The sequence below is a fragment of the Mycobacterium sp. M23085 genome (genome assembly GCF_045343915.1).
Classification (GTDB): domain Bacteria; phylum Actinomycetota; class Actinomycetes; order Mycobacteriales; family Mycobacteriaceae; genus Mycobacterium.
Map to the genome: position 1 here is coordinate 3,339,637 of NZ_CP174280.1, position 18,238 is coordinate 3,357,874.

Annotated in this window: 19 protein-coding genes; 11 read left to right on the forward strand and 8 right to left on the reverse strand. The window is 66.5% G+C overall.

The window, feature by feature from the left end; all coding sequences use genetic code 11:
• Positions 1–236: 236 nt before the first annotated feature.
• Positions 237–1,793 (forward strand): SulP family inorganic anion transporter, encoded by a 1,557-nt coding sequence (locus ACIUM1_RS15450; RefSeq protein ID WP_406817691.1) that lies wholly within the window; start codon positions 237–239, stop codon positions 1,791–1,793.
• Between the two features lie 12 nt (positions 1,794–1,805).
• Here the strand turns inward: ACIUM1_RS15450 and ACIUM1_RS15455 are convergent, their stop codons facing one another.
• A complete protein-coding gene (locus tag ACIUM1_RS15455; protein ID WP_406813539.1) occupies positions 1,806–2,663 on the reverse strand; it encodes an LLM class F420-dependent oxidoreductase in 858 nt (285 codons plus the stop codon).
• Between the two features lie 251 nt (positions 2,664–2,914).
• Between ACIUM1_RS15455 and ACIUM1_RS15460 the strand changes: the two genes are divergently transcribed.
• The 3 genes from ACIUM1_RS15460 (at position 2,915) to ACIUM1_RS15470 (ending at position 5,441) form a co-directional block, all read left to right on the forward strand.
• Positions 2,915–3,895 (forward strand): 2-hydroxyacid dehydrogenase, encoded by a 981-nt coding sequence (locus ACIUM1_RS15460; protein ID WP_406813540.1) that lies wholly within the window; start codon positions 2,915–2,917, stop codon positions 3,893–3,895.
• Between the two features lie 123 nt (positions 3,896–4,018).
• Positions 4,019–4,444: an ATP-binding protein gene (locus tag ACIUM1_RS15465; protein ID WP_406817692.1), complete on the forward strand. Its 426-nt coding sequence runs from the start codon at positions 4,019–4,021 to the stop codon at positions 4,442–4,444.
• A gap of 175 nt (positions 4,445–4,619) precedes the next feature.
• The gene (locus ACIUM1_RS15470) at positions 4,620–5,441 is read left to right on the forward strand and encodes a formate/nitrite transporter family protein (protein WP_406813541.1); all 822 of its coding nucleotides are present in this window, start codon (positions 4,620–4,622) and stop codon (positions 5,439–5,441) included.
• Positions 5,442–5,462: 21 nt separating this feature from the next.
• Here the strand turns inward: ACIUM1_RS15470 and ACIUM1_RS15475 are convergent, their stop codons facing one another.
• Complete coding sequence (locus ACIUM1_RS15475; protein WP_406813543.1) at positions 5,463–6,821, reverse strand: WS/DGAT/MGAT family O-acyltransferase; 1,359 nt, start codon at positions 6,819–6,821, stop codon at positions 5,463–5,465.
• A gap of 159 nt (positions 6,822–6,980) precedes the next feature.
• On the opposite strand from ACIUM1_RS15475, the gene ACIUM1_RS15480 reads away from it, so the two are divergent.
• On the forward strand, positions 6,981–7,961 hold the full coding sequence (locus ACIUM1_RS15480; protein ID WP_406817693.1) for a methylenetetrahydrofolate reductase C-terminal domain-containing protein: 981 nt from the start codon (positions 6,981–6,983) through the stop codon (positions 7,959–7,961).
• Positions 7,962–8,009: 48 nt separating this feature from the next.
• Positions 8,010–8,765, forward strand: coding sequence for a class I SAM-dependent methyltransferase (locus ACIUM1_RS15485; protein ID WP_406813544.1), 756 nt, complete (start codon positions 8,010–8,012; stop codon positions 8,763–8,765).
• Positions 8,766–8,834: 69 nt separating this feature from the next.
• Here the strand turns inward: ACIUM1_RS15485 and phoU are convergent, their stop codons facing one another.
• The 3 genes from phoU to ACIUM1_RS15500 form a co-directional block, all read right to left on the reverse strand.
• A complete protein-coding gene (gene phoU, locus ACIUM1_RS15490) occupies positions 8,835–9,470 on the reverse strand; it encodes a phosphate signaling complex protein PhoU (protein WP_406813545.1) in 636 nt (211 codons plus the stop codon).
• Positions 9,471–9,535: 65 nt separating this feature from the next.
• A complete protein-coding gene (locus ACIUM1_RS15495) occupies positions 9,536–10,867 on the reverse strand; it encodes an MFS transporter (protein ID WP_406817694.1) in 1,332 nt (443 codons plus the stop codon).
• Positions 10,868–11,155: 288 nt separating this feature from the next.
• Positions 11,156–11,731 carry a hemerythrin domain-containing protein gene (locus ACIUM1_RS15500; protein ID WP_406813546.1) on the reverse strand — a complete coding sequence of 192 codons (576 nt, stop codon included), beginning with the start codon at positions 11,729–11,731 and terminating at the stop codon, positions 11,156–11,158.
• Positions 11,732–12,001: 270 nt separating this feature from the next.
• Here ACIUM1_RS15500 and ACIUM1_RS15505 point away from each other — a divergent pair, with 270 nt between their 5' ends.
• The 3 genes from ACIUM1_RS15505 to ACIUM1_RS15515 all read left to right on the forward strand — a co-directional run bounded on the left by ACIUM1_RS15505 (position 12,002) and on the right by ACIUM1_RS15515 (position 14,127).
• Positions 12,002–12,886, forward strand: a complete 885-nt coding sequence (locus ACIUM1_RS15505; protein ID WP_406813547.1) for a cyclopropane mycolic acid synthase family methyltransferase — start codon at positions 12,002–12,004, stop codon at positions 12,884–12,886.
• Positions 12,887–13,150: 264 nt separating this feature from the next.
• Positions 13,151–13,666: a hypothetical protein gene (locus tag ACIUM1_RS15510; RefSeq protein ID WP_406813548.1), complete on the forward strand. Its 516-nt coding sequence runs from the start codon at positions 13,151–13,153 to the stop codon at positions 13,664–13,666.
• Positions 13,667–13,773: 107 nt separating this feature from the next.
• A complete protein-coding gene (locus tag ACIUM1_RS15515) occupies positions 13,774–14,127 on the forward strand; it encodes a VOC family protein (RefSeq protein WP_406813549.1) in 354 nt (117 codons plus the stop codon).
• Between the two features lie 33 nt (positions 14,128–14,160).
• Here the strand turns inward: ACIUM1_RS15515 and ACIUM1_RS15520 are convergent, their stop codons facing one another.
• Positions 14,161–14,421, reverse strand: a complete 261-nt coding sequence (locus ACIUM1_RS15520) for a YdeI/OmpD-associated family protein (protein WP_406813550.1) — start codon at positions 14,419–14,421, stop codon at positions 14,161–14,163.
• Positions 14,418–15,311 (reverse strand): SCO6745 family protein, encoded by an 894-nt coding sequence (locus tag ACIUM1_RS15525; protein ID WP_406813551.1) that lies wholly within the window; start codon positions 15,309–15,311, stop codon positions 14,418–14,420. The genes ACIUM1_RS15520 and ACIUM1_RS15525 overlap by 4 nt, the downstream gene beginning before the upstream one ends.
• A gap of 80 nt (positions 15,312–15,391) precedes the next feature.
• On the opposite strand from ACIUM1_RS15525, the gene ACIUM1_RS15530 reads away from it, so the two are divergent.
• Positions 15,392–16,111, forward strand: coding sequence for an NUDIX hydrolase (locus tag ACIUM1_RS15530; protein WP_406813552.1), 720 nt, complete (start codon positions 15,392–15,394; stop codon positions 16,109–16,111).
• A gap of 73 nt (positions 16,112–16,184) precedes the next feature.
• Here the strand turns inward: ACIUM1_RS15530 and ACIUM1_RS15535 are convergent, their stop codons facing one another.
• Positions 16,185–16,940, reverse strand: a complete 756-nt coding sequence (locus ACIUM1_RS15535; RefSeq protein ID WP_406813553.1) for a haloacid dehalogenase type II — start codon at positions 16,938–16,940, stop codon at positions 16,185–16,187.
• An 89-nt stretch (positions 16,941–17,029) separates the two neighbouring features.
• On the opposite strand from ACIUM1_RS15535, the gene ACIUM1_RS15540 reads away from it, so the two are divergent.
• On the forward strand, positions 17,030–18,085 hold the full coding sequence (locus tag ACIUM1_RS15540; RefSeq protein ID WP_406813554.1) for a ketopantoate reductase family protein: 1,056 nt from the start codon (positions 17,030–17,032) through the stop codon (positions 18,083–18,085).
• Positions 18,086–18,238: the final 153 nt, after the last annotated feature.

Here is an 18,238-nt window from a genome sequence, read left to right on the forward strand (position 1 = left end):
CTGTGTGTGCCCACCTACTTTCGAACGCATAGGCCAGGCATGTGCCGCCGAACAACGACGTTCGTGGTAGTTGTAATCGCTTGCGCTACGCGGCTTTAAGCGTCTTTGGCCCACTGTGATCGGGCGAGTTTCGAAAGCCCACCGCCGACGACCATTGCAAGGGAGGGCCAGTGCCGCACGTGAAGGAGTCGGGACGTCAGGGCGCGGAGGATGCCGACCGGTCACGCAGCGACCGGATGCGTCAGGTCCTGCAATTCGATGTGCCGGCGTCGTTGGTGGTCTTCCTGGTCGCGCTTCCGTTGTCGCTCGGGATCGCGATCGCTTCGGACGCACCGGTTCTCGCCGGCCTTATTGCAGCGATTGTCGGGGGAGTCGTCGGCGGATGGTTCGGGGGCTCGCCGTTACAGGTCAGTGGCCCCGCGGCCGGACTGACCGTTGTTGTCGCAGACCTGGTATCTCAATTCGGCTGGGGCATAACATGTTTCATTACGGTGATCGCGGGGATCCTGCAGGTGTTGTTCGGATTCAGCCGGATTGCGCGAGCCGCACTGGCGATCTCACCGGTCGTGGTGCACGCGATGCTGGCCGGCATCGGGATAACGATTGCTCTGCAGCAAGTGCACGTGCTACTGGGCGGCGCTTCGAAAAGCTCGGCTTGGAGCAATGTCACCGGCCTACCAGCACAGATTCTGGGTGCGCACCGGCCGGGGCTTGCTCTAGGTCTACTGGTGATCGCGATTCTCGTTGCCTGGCGCTGGGTTCCGGCCCGGCTGGCGAAGGTCCCCGGCCCACTCGTTGCCATCGTCGTGGTCACCGCTGTTTCGGTCGTCTTCCCGTTCAATGTGTCCCGGATCGTGTTGGACGGCTCCGTCCTCGAGGCGCTACGGCTGCCGTCCCTGCCGCATGGAAATTGGGGAGCCGTCGCGATCGCCGTCATCACGGTCACCTTGATCACCAGCGTGCAGAGCTTGCTGACGGCGGTATCGATCGACCGCATACACAACGGCCCGCGAACTGATTTCAACCGCGAGCTGATCGGGCAGGGCGCGGCGAACATCGCGTCGGGTGCGATCGGCGGGCTTCCCATCGCGGGCGTCATCGTGCGCAGCGCGGCCAACGTGAATGCCGGCGCAAAGACGCGCGCATCGACGATCATGCATGGCATCTGGATATTGCTTTTCGCCGTACCATTCGCGGGACTCGTGGAGAAGATCCCCACGGCGGCGCTTGCCGGCCTTCTGATCGTCATCGGCATCGAGCTGCTCAAGCCCGCACACATCGAAACCGCCTTGCGCAACGGCGATCTCGCCGTCTACCTGGTGACCGTGGCAGGCGTCGTCTTCCTCAACCTGTTGCACGGCGTCATGATCGGACTCGCGCTGGCCGTCGCCGTGACCGGATGGCGGGTGGTGCGAGCCAGGATCGAGGCCGAGCCCGTCGGCGACGGCTGGCACGTCGTTGTCGAGGGCGCATGCACATTTCTGGCTCTGCCACGGCTGACCGGAGTCCTGGCGGCCGTGCCCGAACGTACGTCGGTCACCATTCACCTGCTTACGAACTATCTCGACCATGCGGCACACCAGGCGATCAGCGACTGGCAACGACGGCACTGCGCGACCGGCGGGCAGGTACAGGTTCGCAGTACCGTCGAACCGAGTGGATCTGACGCCCTGGCCACCAGTAGCGCCATGGAATCCGTTGGCGTGGCAGGGAAGTCATCGAAGGCCAACCGCCGTAACCGTAACGCGCACTTGAGCCTGGTCGAAGAGTTGTCGGCGGCGGGGGCCAAGTAACCGCCCGGCGCGTTACTTCAGGTCCGCGGCGACCTGCTCCAACGCGGCGAGGTGTTCGTCAACAGTGGCAAAGCCGCCCTTCATGGTGTTCACCGACAGATGGCTGGCGCCGGCGGCTTTCCATGCGGCGACGGTGGCGGCGAGCTTGTCACGATCTTCGGTCCAGCTGACCCGGCCTTCCATTCCGAGGCTCGCCGGATCACGACCCGCCGACTCGGCCGCCCGATTCACCTGCTCGAGCGCGTGGTCCAGACCGGGGCCGGGCTCCACCATCGGAAACCAGCCGTCGCCCAGCCGACCGGCACGTTCGTAGGCACGATCGGAAGCGGCGCCGAACCACACCGGTATCGGCCGCTGGGCGGGCAACGGGGCCAGGCCGGCCCCCGTCACGGTGTGGTACTTACCGTGGTAGGTGACCGAACGATCCGTCCACAGCCTGCGCATGACCTCGACCTGTTCCTCGGAGCGTTTGCCGCGGTTGGTGAACGATTCGCCGAGCGCCTCGTACTCGACCGCGTTCCAGCCCAAACCGATCCCGAGGCGAAAACGGCCCCCGGTGAGCAGATCCACTTCGGCGGCCTGCTTGGCCACCAGCACCGTTTGGCGCTGCGGCAAGATGATGACCCCGGTCACGAGTTCCAGCGAGGTAACCGCCGCCAGGTAGCCGAACATGACGAATGGCTCATGAAACGTCGAGTCGATGTCGTAGGGGCCCTGAAAACCTTGATGCACCCTCGGATCGGCGCCGACGACGTGGTCGTAGGCGAGGATGTGGGTGAACCCCAGCTCTTCGACGCGCTGACCGTACGCGCGCAGCACGGCGGGGTCCGAGCCAAGTTCGGTTTGTGGAAAGACGACTCCAATGCGCATTCGCTGTGCAACCACGTCGCGTCGGGTTTATTTCCCGCGCAACTGGAGATGCAGCACGACAACCCGCAGGGCCAGGTTTGGGGGGCGGTGTCGTCTTCTCACCTCTCGGCAAGTGGTCGCTCGAAGCGACGGTTCTGGTGTGGTACCCGGGGGAATGGCCGACACCGCCGAGCTGATCAACCACGGCAGTTGGTGCGATATTCCCCTGCCGGATGAGCGAGGCGGCGATTGGCTTCGGCGATGATGGAGTCGTGACGGTGAAGAAGCTCAGTGGGGTGTTGAGGGTCGGCGCGATGGAGCCGATGTTCGAAAAAGAGTTGGCTGCGCGGTACGAGATCGGGCACATGCCCGACGGTCCCGCGCGAAGCCAGTTCCTGGCCGCGCATGGCGCCGACGTGCGGGTGCTGGTGACGTCGGGATCGCCTGGCGTGGACGCCGCTACCATCGCGGCGCTGCCCAACCTGGAGGTCATCGTCAACAACGGTGACGGGGTGGACCTGATCGACTTGGGCGCTGCGAAGCGCCGCGGCATCGGTGTGAGCAACACCCCCGACGTGTTGTCGGACACAGTCGCCGACACCGCAGTGGGCCTGGTTTTGATGACACTGCGCCGATTCGGTGCCGCCGATCGCTACGTACGGGCCGGTCGATGGGCACGCGAAGGCGAATTTCCCTACGCCAGAGATGTCAGTGGCCTGCAGGTCGGCATCCTGGGCCTGGGCCGGATCGGTTCGGCGATCGCGACCAGGCTGCTCGGGTTCGACTGCGCCATCGCCTACCACAACCGCCACCGCGTCGAGGGTTCGCCATTCCGCTATGCAGAGTCGCCCGCGGAACTGGCCGAGTCGGTCGACGTGCTGGTCATCGCCACCACCGGCGACCGCAACGCGCGCCAACTGGTCGACCGCGCTGTCCTGCAAGCCTTGGGTCCCGAGGGCTACCTGATCAACATCGCGCGCGGCAGCGTGGTCGACCAGGACGCGCTGGTGGAACTGCTGGTCGCGGGAGAACTGGCGGGAGCCGGGCTGGACGTCTTCGCCGACGAGCCGCAGGTACCGGCCGAGTTGTTAGATCTGGACAACGTGGTGCTTTTTCCGCACATTGGCAGCGCTACCGCACGGACCCGTCGGGCCATGGCCTTGCTGGCGATCCGCAATCTGGACAGCTACCTCCGAACGGGCCAATTGGTCACGCCCGTCTTGCCGGCACGCCGCCCGCATCCGGCGCCATGACCTGGTGATTCTGGATGGCTACTCTTCTGTGGCCGAAGCGATATGCGCGGAAGGTTATTGCTCCAAGTGCATCTGGGTATGCGGTTTTCTATGAGTCCACTACCGCCGGAGACTGGAGCGCCGGTGCGGTTGACGCTGGCCGGCCCAGCCCGCCCCGATACGGTGGCGGAGTGGCGTCGTGCGCTGCAACGGTGGCTGCAGCACGAGGTGCACGCGCCGGAAGAAATTCGCGAAGACATTGTCTTGGGCGTCAATGAGGCCCTGGCGAATTGTGTTGAGCACGCATATCGCTCGCATCGCCAGGCCGGCGCGATGAAACTGCAGGCCAGCTACGACCCCGACGCCGAGTCCATCCGGGTGTGCGTCAGTGACCGCGGAAGTTGGCGGAAACCCTCGTCGAGGCATTCCAATGACCCCCGCGCATCGCGCGGCATCACGCTGATGCACGGCCTCGCCGACCACTGCACCATCCATGCCCGTCCCAATGGCACCAGCGTCTACCTGGATTACGCGACGGATGCGGCGCCTGTCGGTCACCAAGAACAGTGAAGCCTCCCGCCGCGGACTCAGGCGCTTGACCGCCCCGCGGGCGTAAACGCGACCGGCCGGCTCGCCGCCGGGCCGGCACTGTGCGTGTGGCACAGCTAACGCCTCGCGCCTCGGCGACACCGCCGAGAAATGGGTATAACCCCTTTTCTCCGGTCGTTTACTGCGAGGAATCATCATGAACCAGGCCATCCAACGACAGCTCGGCAAAACCGACAGTCCCATAGAGGACGAGCTCGAAGACGCCTTCAGCAGGATGCTGAGCGAGGGGACCCAGCGCCTGCACCGTAGCTGGCGCGGGGTGCTGGTCACCGGATTTTTCGGGGGCACCGAGGTGGCCCTCGGCGTGCTCGCGTACCTGGCCGTTCTGGACGCCACCCACCGCCCCCTGCTGGCCGGATTGGCATTCTCCATCGGGTTTTTGGCCCTGCTGCTGGGCCGCAGTGAGCTGTTCACCGAGGGCTTCATCATCCCGGTCGTGACGGTCGCGGCCAAGCGCGCCAGCCTTGCCCAGCTGCTCAAACTATGGGGCGGCACCATGTTCGCCAACCTCGTCGGCGGCTGGGTGATCATGTGGATGATCATGACCGGATTTCCCGAATTACATTCGCAGACAATCGAATCCGCGACCCACTTCGCCGCCGCGCCGCTGTCGGCGCAGAGTTTCTGTCTGGCCCTGCTCGGCGGAATGGTGATCACGCTGATGACGCGGATGCAACACGGCACCGACTCGGTGCCAGGCAAGATAGCCGCAGCCATAGCGGCGGCATTCCTGCTGGCCGGGTTGCGGTTGTTCCATTCAATCCTGGACTCGCTGCTGATCTTTGGCGCGCTCGTCACCGGGAGAGCCCCGTTCGGGTACCTCGATTGGCTGGGCTGGTTCGGCTACACCGTCGTTGGCAACCTGGTGGGCGGCTTACTGTTCGTGACGCTGCTGCGGTTGCTGCGCAGCAAGGACCGACTGGAAGAGGAGCGCGCCGAGGCCACCGACGCCGCCTGACCGATGGCCTGAGCACGCACCTCAGATGCCGGCGACGCGCTCCAAATCCTTCAGGGCCGCCTCGAGGTGGCCGAGCATCCGCTGCAGGTGCGGGACGCTGCGGCGGCATCCGACCAGACCGAAGTCGAGGTTGCCCGCGTTGTTGGTCACGGTGATGTTGACCGCCTGACCGTCAAGCGGAATCGACAGCGGATAGTTGCCATCCAATCGCGCCCCGCGCCAATACAATTGATCGGAATTACCGGTCGATACGTTCGAGATGACAATGTTGAACGGCGGGGAGGCCGCGGACAGGTATCCGGGGAGCAGACCGAAGAACAGCCCCCCGATGTTGAAGGCGGACAGTGCCAACTGCTGAACCGGCGGCAGCTGCCAGAACACCTCTTTGGTCTCACGGATGGACGCGCTGATTATCTCGAGGCGCTTCGCCGGGTCGTCGAGATCGGTTGCGAGATTGCACAAGAACGTCCCGACATTGTTCCCGCCGCTGTCGTCGTCGTCCTTGCGCAGATTCACCGGGACCATGGCGGTCAGTGGTGCGTCCGGCAGGGCGTTCTGATCGAGGAGGTAGGCGCGCAGGGCTCCGGCGGACATGGCGAGCACCACGTCGTTGACCGTCACCCCGGTGGCCGCCTTGACCGCCTTGATGCGCTCCAGCGAATACGATTGGGCCGCAACCCGTCTGGCGCCGCCGATCCGCACATTGAACATGGAGCGAGGTGCCCGGAACGGCAGGGTCAATTGCTGTTCGACCAGCGCCGCGCGCGCGAGCTTGAATGTCGACGGCGCCAAGGCGAACGCCGAACCCGCGGTGCGGCCGAGCCGGTCAAAGAGGGACTGCTGGTCTCGCCGGCCGCTGCGCTTGCGTGGACCCAGGCTCCACGGAACGCGCACCTCGTCGTCGTCGGGATCGGGCGTGAAGGCCCGTTGCACCAGGCGGAGCGCCGAGACGCCGTCCATGAGGGAGTGGTGATACTTCGTGTAGACCGCGTACCGCCCGTCCTGCAGGCCTTCGACGAGGTGCGCCTCCCACAGCGGACGGTGCCGGTCGAGCAAGCTGCCGTGCAGCCGCGACGCCAACTCGAGCAGGTCGCGGACTCGACCCGGTTCGGGAAGCGCGGACCGGCGAAGGTGGTAATCGAGCTCGACCTCCTTGTCGAAAGACCAGGCGACGTTGGTGAGGCCGCCGAGGAAGGCCGGATGCTTACGGAAGGACGGCTGCACGTCCGTGCACTCGAGCATCGCCTGATACGACTCCCGCACGAAGTGGGGACCGGCGTCCTCCGGAGGTTCGAACAGCTGCAGCGAGCCCACGTGCATCGGGTGTTCGCGTGATTCGCCGATCAGGAACAACGCGTCCGTCGGTGATATCGGTTCCATACTCGTCCCATTCCCTCCGCTGCGCCGTCCATCCAGCACACGCCCCTTTCGTATTAGCCACGGGAGGCGGTTGTTAATCGCGATCAGCATTCGGACTTCGCGCGGTATACGGCGCTTGTGTCGGCGGTCGTTTGGGTATTGACGCTCAAGGGGGTGCACATGCCGGCGGTTTCGGGTTGTCCGAAGCGGATGGAGTTCGGACCGTGCGGCGGGGTACGGCCGGACGGCCAGTGCGAGATGATCGCGCGTCCATGCGCGTTCGACGACGTGGTGCCGTGGTCGGGCCCTCGGCCCGCGCCCCGTCCCGCGCGTGCGCCGCGGGTGCTCACCGACTTCAGCGCCACTCCCTTCGATCCCGGCGACATCGCGGCCACGGCGAACGTCCTGGCACCCGGGTGTGACGCCGTCCTCGTCGGCGAGCATCAGAACAAGCCCGACTTCCCGCCCACCCTGATGGCGTCGCTGCTACTCGACGCCGGTGTGACGCCGTGGATCACGTTGTCGTGCCGCGACCGCAACCGTGTGGTCCTCGAGCAGGAGTTGCGGGGGCTGCGCAGCATCGATGTTGACACGGTGTTGTGCGTGACGGGCGACGGGCGCGGATACGACGTGCGTCCAGACGTCACGCAGACCTTCGATCTTGACGGGCCACGGCTGGTATCGCTGGCCGCGTCGGTCGGCATGGCCGCAGCGGTCCCCGAAACGCCCACCGCTCCGCCCGTGCACCGTAGACCGGCTCGGTTGGTCGAGAAGCAGCGAGCCGGGGCGAGCCTGGCCGTCCTGAATCACGTGCCATCCCCGGACATGGTCGCCGGCTTCGTGAAGACAGCGCGATCGGTCGGCTTGACGATCCCGGTGATCGCGGCGGTAGCGGTGTTCACCGACAGCACCTCGGCGGCCGTGCTGGAAGGCCTGCCCGGCCTTGAGCTCGATCCCGTTGTGAAGCAACAGGTTTTGACTGCGCCGGATCCGGTGACCGCCGGGATCGCGGCGGCGGTGCGTGAGGCTCGGGCGCTGCTGGCGATCGAGGGTGTCGAGGGTGTCAACATCTCGGGGCTGGCCTCGGCATCGGGTCCTCGCGTCGGCGCGCAGATCAAGGCGGAGGTCGGTCGTCGGGTCCGGGCGGAGGCGGCGTCGTGACTGCGCCGCCGACGGTGCAGTGTGCAGCGATCGGGAGGAGCACCGCCCATGACTGATGCGATGGAGGCCGAATTCGACACCGTCGCGGGATGGACCGCGCAGGTCGCAGTGGAACTCGGGCCGGACTATTACCTGCCCGCCGGGTGCCGGGGAAGCGGGAGTCCGGCGGCGCTCGACTGGCTCATCGAGCGGATGGAGCTGGCGCCGGATGCCACGCTGCTGGACTCCGGCGCCGGTGTCGGGGGTCCCGCGGCTTACGCCGCCCGGTCCGGCGCGGTGCGGCCCGTGCTTGTGGAGCCCGAAACGGGCGCTTGTCGCGCGGCGCGGAAGCTGTTCGGCTTTCCGGTGGTGTGCGCAACGGGTTCGGCCCTGCCGGTGCGGGACGCGAGTTTCGACGCCGCCTGGTCGTTGGGCGTGTTGTGCACGACGCCGGATCAACTCGCGCTGCTCACGGAACTTCACCGCGTCGTGCGACCGAGTGGGCGCATCGGGTTGCTGGTTTTCGTCGCACGCCGCGACGTACCGTCGAATTCATTGGAAGGCAATCACTTTCCAACGCCGAGCGGATTGCGCGAGATGTTTGCTCGGGCGGCACTTCATGTCGAGCAGTGGCTTGGCACCTCGGCCCTTCCGCCGATCGACGACACGTGGAACGAGCGTCTCGACACCGTGGAAAGCGTCCTTGGCGGTCGACACGGACACACAGAGGCGTGGCAGGTGGCCGAGCGTCAAAGCTCGACGATCGGGCGTCTGCTTGGGGATGGGACCCTGACCGGCGAATTGCTGGTGTTGCGTCGCGCTTGACGGATCCGGTCAAACCACATCGGTCGCGAAGCGGCCTCGAGGATCTCGTGGTCGAGCTGGAGAGCAGCGTCAGCGGCCGGTGGCCTGGAAGATGACCCGCCGCGCGATTTGGACCGCGTGGTCGGCGAAGCGTTCGTAGAAGCGGCCCAACAGGGTGGCGTCCACGGCGGCGGCGACCCCCTGCGTCCAATCGGGATCCATCAACACCGCCAGCAGCTGGTGGTGCAGCTCGTCCATCGCGTCGTCATCGTGGCGAATTTGGGCGGCCCCGCGCGGGTCTCGCGACACCAGCACCTGCCGCGCATCGAGGGCGAGTGCCCCGGCCGCCTCACCCATGGCGGCGATGTACGGCCGCACCTGGGCGGCAACCGCCGGATAGGGGTGACGGCGGCGGGCGATCTCGGCGATATGCACCGCCAGCTCGACCATCCGTCGCGCATCCGCGGCGATCCGGAGGGCGCTGACGACCGCGCGCAGATCGGTGGCCACCGGCGCCTGCAGCGCCAGCAGCGCGAACGCGGTTTCCTCGACTTGCTCGTCGAGAGCGACGATGCTCCGGTGGCCGGCAATGACGCATTCGGCCGTCATCAGGTCGGCTTCCAGCAACGCCTCGCTCGCCCGCCTGATCGCCTCGGCGGCCATCGCGCACATGTCCGCGAGCTGGCCGGTAAGCATCTCCAGCTGCTGGTGGAAACCGGTCCTCATGCTCAAGGGAGTAACCAGCCGCTGCCGAATAAACCCGACGGCACAAAGTCCTGGCGGGTCGGCAGCTAGCGGATGTCCTCGGCGAGTGCACGAGCCTCTCGCTCGGTCTCGACCGCAGGCCCGGAGCCGGGCAACGGCTTGCCGGCGACTTCGGGGGTGAACAGCAGCGTAATGGCCCCAACCGCGCCGCCGAAGATCAGCATGTAAGCCGGCACCATCACATTGCCGGTGGCGGAAACCAGCGCCTGGGCGATCAGCGGCGTGATACCGCCGACGAGTGAAATGGAGATGTTGTACGAAATCGCCAGCGCCCCGTAGCGCACGTTGGTGGGGAACAAGGCCGGCAGCATGGCCGGCCCGGTGCTGTCGAAGCACAGTTCCATCAGGCCGATCAACAGCACCCCGATGAAGATCACCGGATACACGCCGCCGAAGCGGATGAGCAGGAACGCCGGGATGGAGGCCACGATCAGTAGCGCGCAGCCCGTCCACATGATGGGTTTGACCCCGATGCGGTCGGACAAGCTGGCGACCAGGACCACGGTGACCATCAGGATCGCCAGGGTCGACACGATCATGACCAGGCCGGCGGTGTGCCCGACGCGGACGAAGAGGCGGAGATACGTCGGCAGGTACCCAGTCAGCATGAAGTCGGCGACCTGGGAAGTCAGCACCAGCGCCGCGCAGATCAGCATCGGACGCCACTGGGCCGCGACCGTGCGCAGAATTTGCTGCCGGCCCTGACCCGCGGACTCGGACCCGCCTTCGTTCGCGCTCTGGTAGGCGGAGGACTCTTTGAGCCGAAGCCGCAGGAACAGCGCGACGAGGCCAAAGGGCAAGCCCAACAACAACGGAATCCGCCAGCCGTACGCCAGCATGTCGTCGTCGGGCAGCCAGGTCTGCAAGCCCGTCACGAGCAACCCGGCCAGGACGAACCCGACCAGGTTGCCCATCGGCAAAAACCCGACCATCATGCCGCGTTTGTGGTCGGGGGCCTGCTCGACGAGATAGGTCATCGCGCCGACATACTCACCACCGGTCGAGAGGCCCTGAAAGATTCGGGCGACGACGAGCAGGATCGGCGCCCAGATGCCGATGGTGCTGTAGGTGGGCAACAGCCCGGTCATGGTGGTGCTCACCGTCATCATGAGGATGGTGACCACCAGCACCCGGTGACGTCCGATCCGGTCGCCCAGCGGGCCGAAAATGAACCCGCCGAGCGGGCGCACGACGAATGCCGCCGCGAGTGTGCCGAAGGTCGCGATCAGGTGTACGCCGCTGACGCTTTTGCCGGGATAGAACACCTGGGCGATGGTGGTGGCGATATAGCCATACACCCCGAAGTCGTACCACTCCATGAAGTTGCCGATCGCGGTGCCCATGATGGTCTGCCGCATCGCTGGATCGGCGACCCTGATGTCTTTACGTGCCCATTTCCTGCGGCGGCGTCCAGTACCCATCGACTGATGGCTTACCCGAAACAATCTCGCGACGAACCGGCGGGGTCGGGTAATCGCCCTCACCCAGAGGCCGCCGCGACGATCCCACCGGGCGGTGGGCGGGACGGGGCGGGTCCGAGAAATGCCAGCTAGGCCCGCCTCGTCAGCGCCCCGAGGGCTGCAGTGCGCGGCCACCGGAACCGAAGATGGTTATTCGCGTCACGTCCCCACGGTCCGCGCCGGCGTTCATTGGCCTTTCAGGCTGCCTATGCGCAGCGAGAAGTCGGTCCGTCGAGGCCGCGGCCGATCCTCGAACTGCTCGACGTAACGCCGGGGGTCACGATCGACGATCGGCAACCCCTCGGTGGTCGGATGCTCGGCCATGAACTCGCTGTATTGGCGCCCGAGCGCGTCCCGAAGCCCGACAGGCGCGTTGCGGCGAAAGTCCGACAGCCCTTCGCGTTCCTCCTCGGCCATGTGATCGTCGTTGGCCTGCCGGGTCCGCCCGACCGCTGCCCACCACTGCTCACTGCCGACCGCGGCGGCGTCGGCGGCGCGCACCCCGTCGCGAATGTCGTTGTGATCGCCGATCGCGTCGAGGGTCTCGCCTTCGGCGTCATCACCCCCGCGTTTGAGCAACTGGGGGTAGAAGATCTTTTCTTCGATGTAGGCGTGCACATCCAGCTTGTCGGCCAGCGGACGCCACGCTCGGCTGAGCGCGGCCTGGTCGTCGGGCCGCCCGGCTTGCAGGTCGTCCAGCCGCGCGAACTGTTCGCGAAACCACTCGTGGTCGGCAAGGATCAACATGGTGATGTCTGCCATCGGAGAGCCCGCCTCTCTGCACGCCGGTCAGCCCGGGGCTTACCCGATTTATCAGCTGAGGTAACAACGTGACGGGGGATCCGTCAACCGCGTGCCCCCGGGCTGGTGGCCTTGGGTCCCGTGGTGCTGGCCCGCCGTCGTCGGCATGGTGACCCTGAACAGGAACTCGCCGGGGCGCAGTTATCGGGGCGGATACACTAGGCCCGTCAGTCAGGCGATCAGCTTGGATCGCACCGGATAAACCAATAAGAATCAGTCAGAGGTTGTGCCTTGTCCGAAAAACCCGGCGATGCCGTCAGCTTGGAACCGCATTTCGAGGACGTACAAGCGCACTACGACCTGTCCGACGAGTTCTTCGCGCTCTTCCTGGACCCGACGCGGACCTATAGCTGCGCATATTTCGAGCGCGACGACATGACGCTGGAAGAGGCGCAGTACGCCAAGGTCGACCTGTCGCTGGGCAAGCTCGGGCTGCAACCCGGCATGACGTTGCTCGACATCGGCTGCGGGTGGGGCACCACCATCGTGCGCGGACTCGAGCGCTACGACGTCAACGTCGTCGGCCTCACGCTCAGCCGCAACCAGCAGGCACACGTCCAACGCCGTCTCGACAGCCATCCGTCGCAGCGGTCCAAGCGGGTGCTGCTGCAGGGCTGGGAGCAGTTCGACGAGAAGGTGGACCGGATCGTGTCGATCGGCGCCTTCGAGCACTTCGGGCGCGACCGGTACGACGAATTCTTCAAGACGGCCTACCAGGCGCTACCGGACGACGGCGTGATGATGCTGCACACCATCATCAAGCCCAGCGACGAGGAGTTCGCCGAGCGCGGGCTGCCCATCACCATGACCAAGCTGCGCTTCATGAAGTTCATCATGGACGAGATCTTCCCGGGCGGAGACCTGCCCCAGGCCAAGGGCGTGGTGGAGCACGCGGAGCGCGCCGGCTTCGGTGTGAAGCTGATCCAGCCGCTGCGCCTGCACTACGCCCGCACGCTGGACACCTGGTCGGCCGCGCTCGAGGCGCGTCGGGACGAGGCCATCGCGATTCAGTCCGAAGAGGTTTACGACCGGTACATGAAGTACCTGACCGGATGCGCGGATCTGTTCCGTGAGGGCTACACCGACGTCGCGCAGTTCACCCTGACCAAGGGCTGACCCACACCCGCGGGACGTGGGCTCAAACCGGTTGAGCCACAACCACCGAACGCGTGAGCGCTATCCGTGGCACGAGTTGGCCGCCGATGCGGGGACGCTCGACGACCTCCCGGCCTGCTGGCCGCGCCCGCGATCGCCCCTTGACAACGGCGCCCGCATGCGGATCTGGGTTTACCGCCCCAGATCCGCGGGTAATTTCCCGGCAACAACCTGATTCGGTGGGTGCCGGTGTCCTTCGGTGCAACGCCGCTGGAAGGACTGACCGTGAGTGCCAAACACCGCCTGCCGGAATCCCCCGAGCAAAGCCCTACGCCGACCGACGGTGGCCGGCGCCGTGGGTGGTCCGGTGCCGCGACGGTATGTGACATCGTCTCGGCTTCGCTGTTGTGTGCCGCCTGCCTGACCGCGTTGGTGCTCAACGGAGCCCATGCCGAGAAGCGCACCGTTGCTGCCAAACTCGAGCCGCCGACCATGTCACAACCGGTGAGTCAGGAAGGGACCGTGGTGGCCGTGTCGGCGGACTCGGTGACCATGCGCAGCGTCGACGGGCATGTTCAGACCTACCGGTTCACCCCGGACACCACCGTCGTCACCCGTGGCGCCCGCCAACCCATAGCCACCGCAGCGCATTTCGCGGTAAACGACAAGGTCGTGGTAGTGGGGACAATCGAGGGCGGTAGGGCACTGGCGACCGCCGTGGCCTACCGCGGTGCAGGGCATGGCGACGCCCCGCCGATGGATTACCCTGACGGCCAAGCGCTTTCATCCGGCGCCGCCTGAGCCCACCTCCGGATCCACGTCCGCCCGCTTGCCTCAGGCCGGGTGTCGCTGGCCGCCGGGGTGTGGTCTCGGCCTAATGTGGTAGCGACCCGGCCACAGGAGGCCCCATGAGCGAGCACGAAGCCAAGATGATCATCTTGTCGACCGACGACCTGGATGAGTCGATCCGGTTCTACACCGAGACCTTGGGCATGCCGTTGAAGTTTCGCGACGGCGCACACTTCGCGGCCCTCGATGCCGGCCCGGTCACCCTCGCGCTCGCGACCGCGGTCGACCACCCCATCCCGGGCCAGGTCGTCGTCGGCATCAAGACCGCGGACGTCGATGCCGCGGCGAAGGCCGTCGTCGCCGGTGGCGGTGGCATCGTGAAGGGGCCCTATGACGATGCCCATGAGCGGTGCGCCGTGGTCCATGACAACAAGGGCAACGGCTTGGTGTTCTACCATCCGTTGAGCCGGTAGCGGACCTTCGCCACCGAGAGTCTCGGCGCGCCTTTACTTTCCGGTACGCTCGCGGTGTTTGCAGCCCGGCCAGCAGCACGGCCGGCGCTTGCCCTCTTCCAGCTCTTCCCGGGTCCGGCGGATGCGGCGCTCGCGGGTGGCCTGCTGCTTGGCGTCCTCGACCCAACAGATGAACTCGTTTCGGGCCAGCGGCGTGATGTCCTTCCAGGCGGCAAGCGCGGTGGGGTTGCCGATCAGAGACTCGCGCAGGTCCGCGGGCAACTTGTGCACGACGCCGCCGGGCACGCCGCTCATCGGTCCGCCAGATGCGCGCTGCCGTCGTGTAAGTCGTCGCGGCGCAACGTCATCGGGGTGAGAGCCGGAACATCGCCGCCCGCGACCACCGCGCGGGTGATCGGGGTGAGCGCCTGGAACAGCGTCTCCACCTCGTCGTCGCTCAGCGCGTCCAGCGCGGACAGGGCCAGCGTGTCGGTCGTCAATTCGATGTGGTCCTTCAGTTCCCGTCCGGCCGCGGTCAGCGCTCCGTCGTCGTCGAGCAGGCCCCGCTCGGCGAGCCGTTGTTCATGCCGGCGCCAAGACGTCTCGTCGTAGTCGCGGGTACGGGCGATGTAGTCGCGAGAGACGTTGCCCGCCGCGGCATGCAAGACGTTGGATTCCCGTCCGGAGATGCCGGCCGCGGCCAGCACCGCCACGTGCGCGTCGCCACGATGTTCGCGTAGCAGCGTGGTGGCGTGCCACAGGGCGGACAGCGGGTCTTCCGGCCAGGGCAGCGCCAAATTCGCGGCGAACAGCGGCCGTCCATCGAGCGGCGCGAGGCGGGCGGCCCTGCCGGCCAATTCTGCTGCCACGCGGATGTTTTCACCCGAGTCCAGGCCGTAGCGGCGTAGCGCCGCCACCGCGGACTCCCGGCGAGCCTGCAATGCGGCCGGTGGGCCCGCGATCTCCCATGCTGCCGGCAGGGCCTTGGCGACCCGTTCGGGTGCGAAGTTGTAGAAAACCGCGGCGACCACCTCCCGCGGTGCCATACCCAGTGGTGCCGAGCGAGCCGCGAAATAGCCCATCCAAAAGCCTCGGTAACCCAGCGCGTCCAACGCCGCCCGCGCTTCTGGCGCGAAATACGTGACCGCATGCACCGGCTCGTAGCGATCGAAGAAGCGTCGGGCCAGCTCCGGTTGTCGTCGCATGCACGCAGTTAACCACCGGTACCGGCTGCGACCAAGCACGGACCTGCGGCGCGCAAACCACCTCAGCCTAGGCTCGAGCAGTGACCATCCCCTATGACCAGGCATTGCGTGCGCGGATCCGGAACAATCTGGCCGGCCACCGCCGCCGGGCGCTGATCGACCCGACCAAGCGGCACGCGGCCGTCGCGGTGGTACTGGTCGATTCCGAGGTGGGGGAGGACCGGGTCGATCCTGTGTCGGTGGACGAGTGGAATGCCGGGCGCCCGATGCCCGCATCCCATCTGGATGGCCGCATGGTCGACGTGTCCGGCGGCGCCGCGTTTTTGCTGTGCCGCAGGGCGTCTCGGCTCAGCTCGCATGCGGCGCAGTGGGCACTGCCGGGCGGCCGCCTCGATCCGGGCGAAACAGCGGTCGAGGCGGCGCTGCGGGAATTGCGCGAAGAAGTCGGCATCGAGCTACCCGATTCGGCCGTATTGGGAATGCTCGACGACTACCCCACCCGATCCGGCTACGTGATCACCCCGGTAGTGCTCTGGGCAGGGGGACGGCTCGAACTCCGTCCCGCGCCCGACGAGGTGGTGGCCGTTTACCGGGTGGGGTTACACCAACTCCAGCGGGCTGACTCGCCGCGGTTCGTCACCATCCCGGAGAGCACCCGGCCGGTCGTACAGATTCCGCTGGGCAACGACCTCATCCATGCACCGACCGGCGCTGTGCTGTTGCAGTTGCGCTGGCTGTGCCTGGAAGGGCGAGCCGACCCGGTCGACGACTTGGAACAACCGGTTTTTGCGTGGAAGTAGCTGTCCCGAGCCGCGCGGCCGGCGTTGCGAAATACCATGGCGCAGTGCAGGTTCAACGCGTAGTAAGTGGTCGTCAATGCCGTCCCGGCGCACAGAACAGCATGTTCGCCAGCTCGACCAGCGATGTGCCCGAGACGTCGAAGGCACCCGTGGGTTCGACGGACGGTTCCTGGCCGGGCCCGTATTCCTGCGGCCGCGCTACGAAACCGGTAGCGAGGCCGGACTTCTGGGCAGCCTCAAGGTCGGTGGGATGTGCCGCCACCAGCATCACTTCACCGGGTTCCAGCCCCAGCAGATGCGCGGGCGTTTGGTATGCACGCGGATCCGGCTTGTAGGCCTTGCCGACGTCGGAACCGAGCACCACATCCCACGGCAGGCCGGCGTACTTCGCCATATCGACCAGCAGTCCGGTGTTGCCGTTGGACAGCGGACCGACGATGACGTGTCGCTTCATGGTCGCGATGCCGTCGACGCTGTCCGGCCACGGCGGCAACCAGCGCCACGACCGGGCAAGCGCCTGCACCTCGTCGTCGGGCAGCAGTTCGGCAGCCACGCCGAACTTCTCGAACGTTGCCAGCAGATTCTCTTTGTGCAGAACGTCCAGCAATACGAATTCGCGACGGCCCGACAGAACCTCGGACATCGAGGGCCGGTACCGGCTGCGCCATTCCAGCGCGAACGCCGCAGGATCGACGGTGATGTGGTGGCGCTCGGCGAAATCTCCGACGGCGGCGGCGATCCCGGAACGCCAGTCAACGACCGTTCCGAAGGTATCGAACAAAACGGCACGCACTGTCCGGCCGGTCGAGGGTGAGCGGTAATCGGTCATTCCCCAGGCTAACGTCACGCTCGGCGGCGCAGCCACGCAGCGACACGTAATCTCGCCGATGAGGATTGCAACTTCAGGAGGGCGCGACGATGCCGGTTCGGGACACCCGCCGCCGATACGTGATCATCGGTGCCGGTGCCATCGGCGGCACCCTGGGCGGGCTGCTTGCGCGAGCGGGTGTCCCCGCCGTTTTGGTAGCCCGGGGGCGGCATGCCGAGGTGCTGGCGGCGGACGGTTTGACGCTGAGGACGCCCGACGGCACGTTTCGCACGCCGGTCACCGTCGCGTCGCGGCCCGAGCAGGTCCGACTGACCGAGGATGACGTGCTGGTGTTCACCACCAAGACACAGCAACTCGATGCGGCTCTGCAGGAGTGGGTGGACCGCCCGGTAGCCGGAACCGATGCGACCGCGGGCGAACTACTGCCGGCAATGACCGCGCTCAATGGCGTTGCCGCCGAGGAGAAAGCGCTGCGCTATTTCGCGCGGGTATTCGGCATCTGCGTGTGGTTGCCCGCCGTACACCTGGATCCCGGTGAGGTGATCGTGCGGTCATGGCCGGTGGCCGGCCAGTTCCATATCGCACGCTGGCCCGCAGCGGCCGGCAGCGCGGCGGACGGCGACCTGCTGGCCGGGGTCGCCGAGATCTGGAGCGCAGCGGGCATCCGGGTGCGTATCACGCCCGACGTCGCCGCCTGGAAATACAACAAACTACTGAGCAACCTGGGCAACGGGGTGGGGGCGCTGACCGCCGGGGCGACAGATGCCGACCGACTCCTCGCCGCGTTGCGTGCCGAGGGTGAAGACGTATTGCGCACTGCGGGAATCGAATTCATCTCTTTTGAGACCTCGAAGGAGGTGCGTGCGGACGGACCATCCATCCGTCCGGTGCCCGGATGGCAGAACGCGTCAAGCAACTCCACGTGGCAGTCGTTCACCCGCAACACCGGCAATGTGGAGACTGACTTCTTCAACGGCGAGATCGCCCGGATCGCGCACCGCAATGGCACCACGGCGCCATTGAATGCGGGGGTGGCGCGCGCGGTGCGGATGGCGGTGCGCGATGGCGTGGGCCCGGGGCGCTACTCGGCGGCGCAGTTAGAAGCGCTGCTTGGGTTGGACACGGGCGCTCGCGGGCCCACATAGCACCCGGTCCGCGGGCTCTGAACCGTCGCTGAGCCGTCCGGCGGGTGACGGTCGCTCCGCGGCGGCTGTCATGTGACGGACGCTCGTTGTTCGCCCTTTGGTCACCGGCGGGCGGGCTGGCTCTGCGAACCTTGACCAACGCTCGGGACGGAC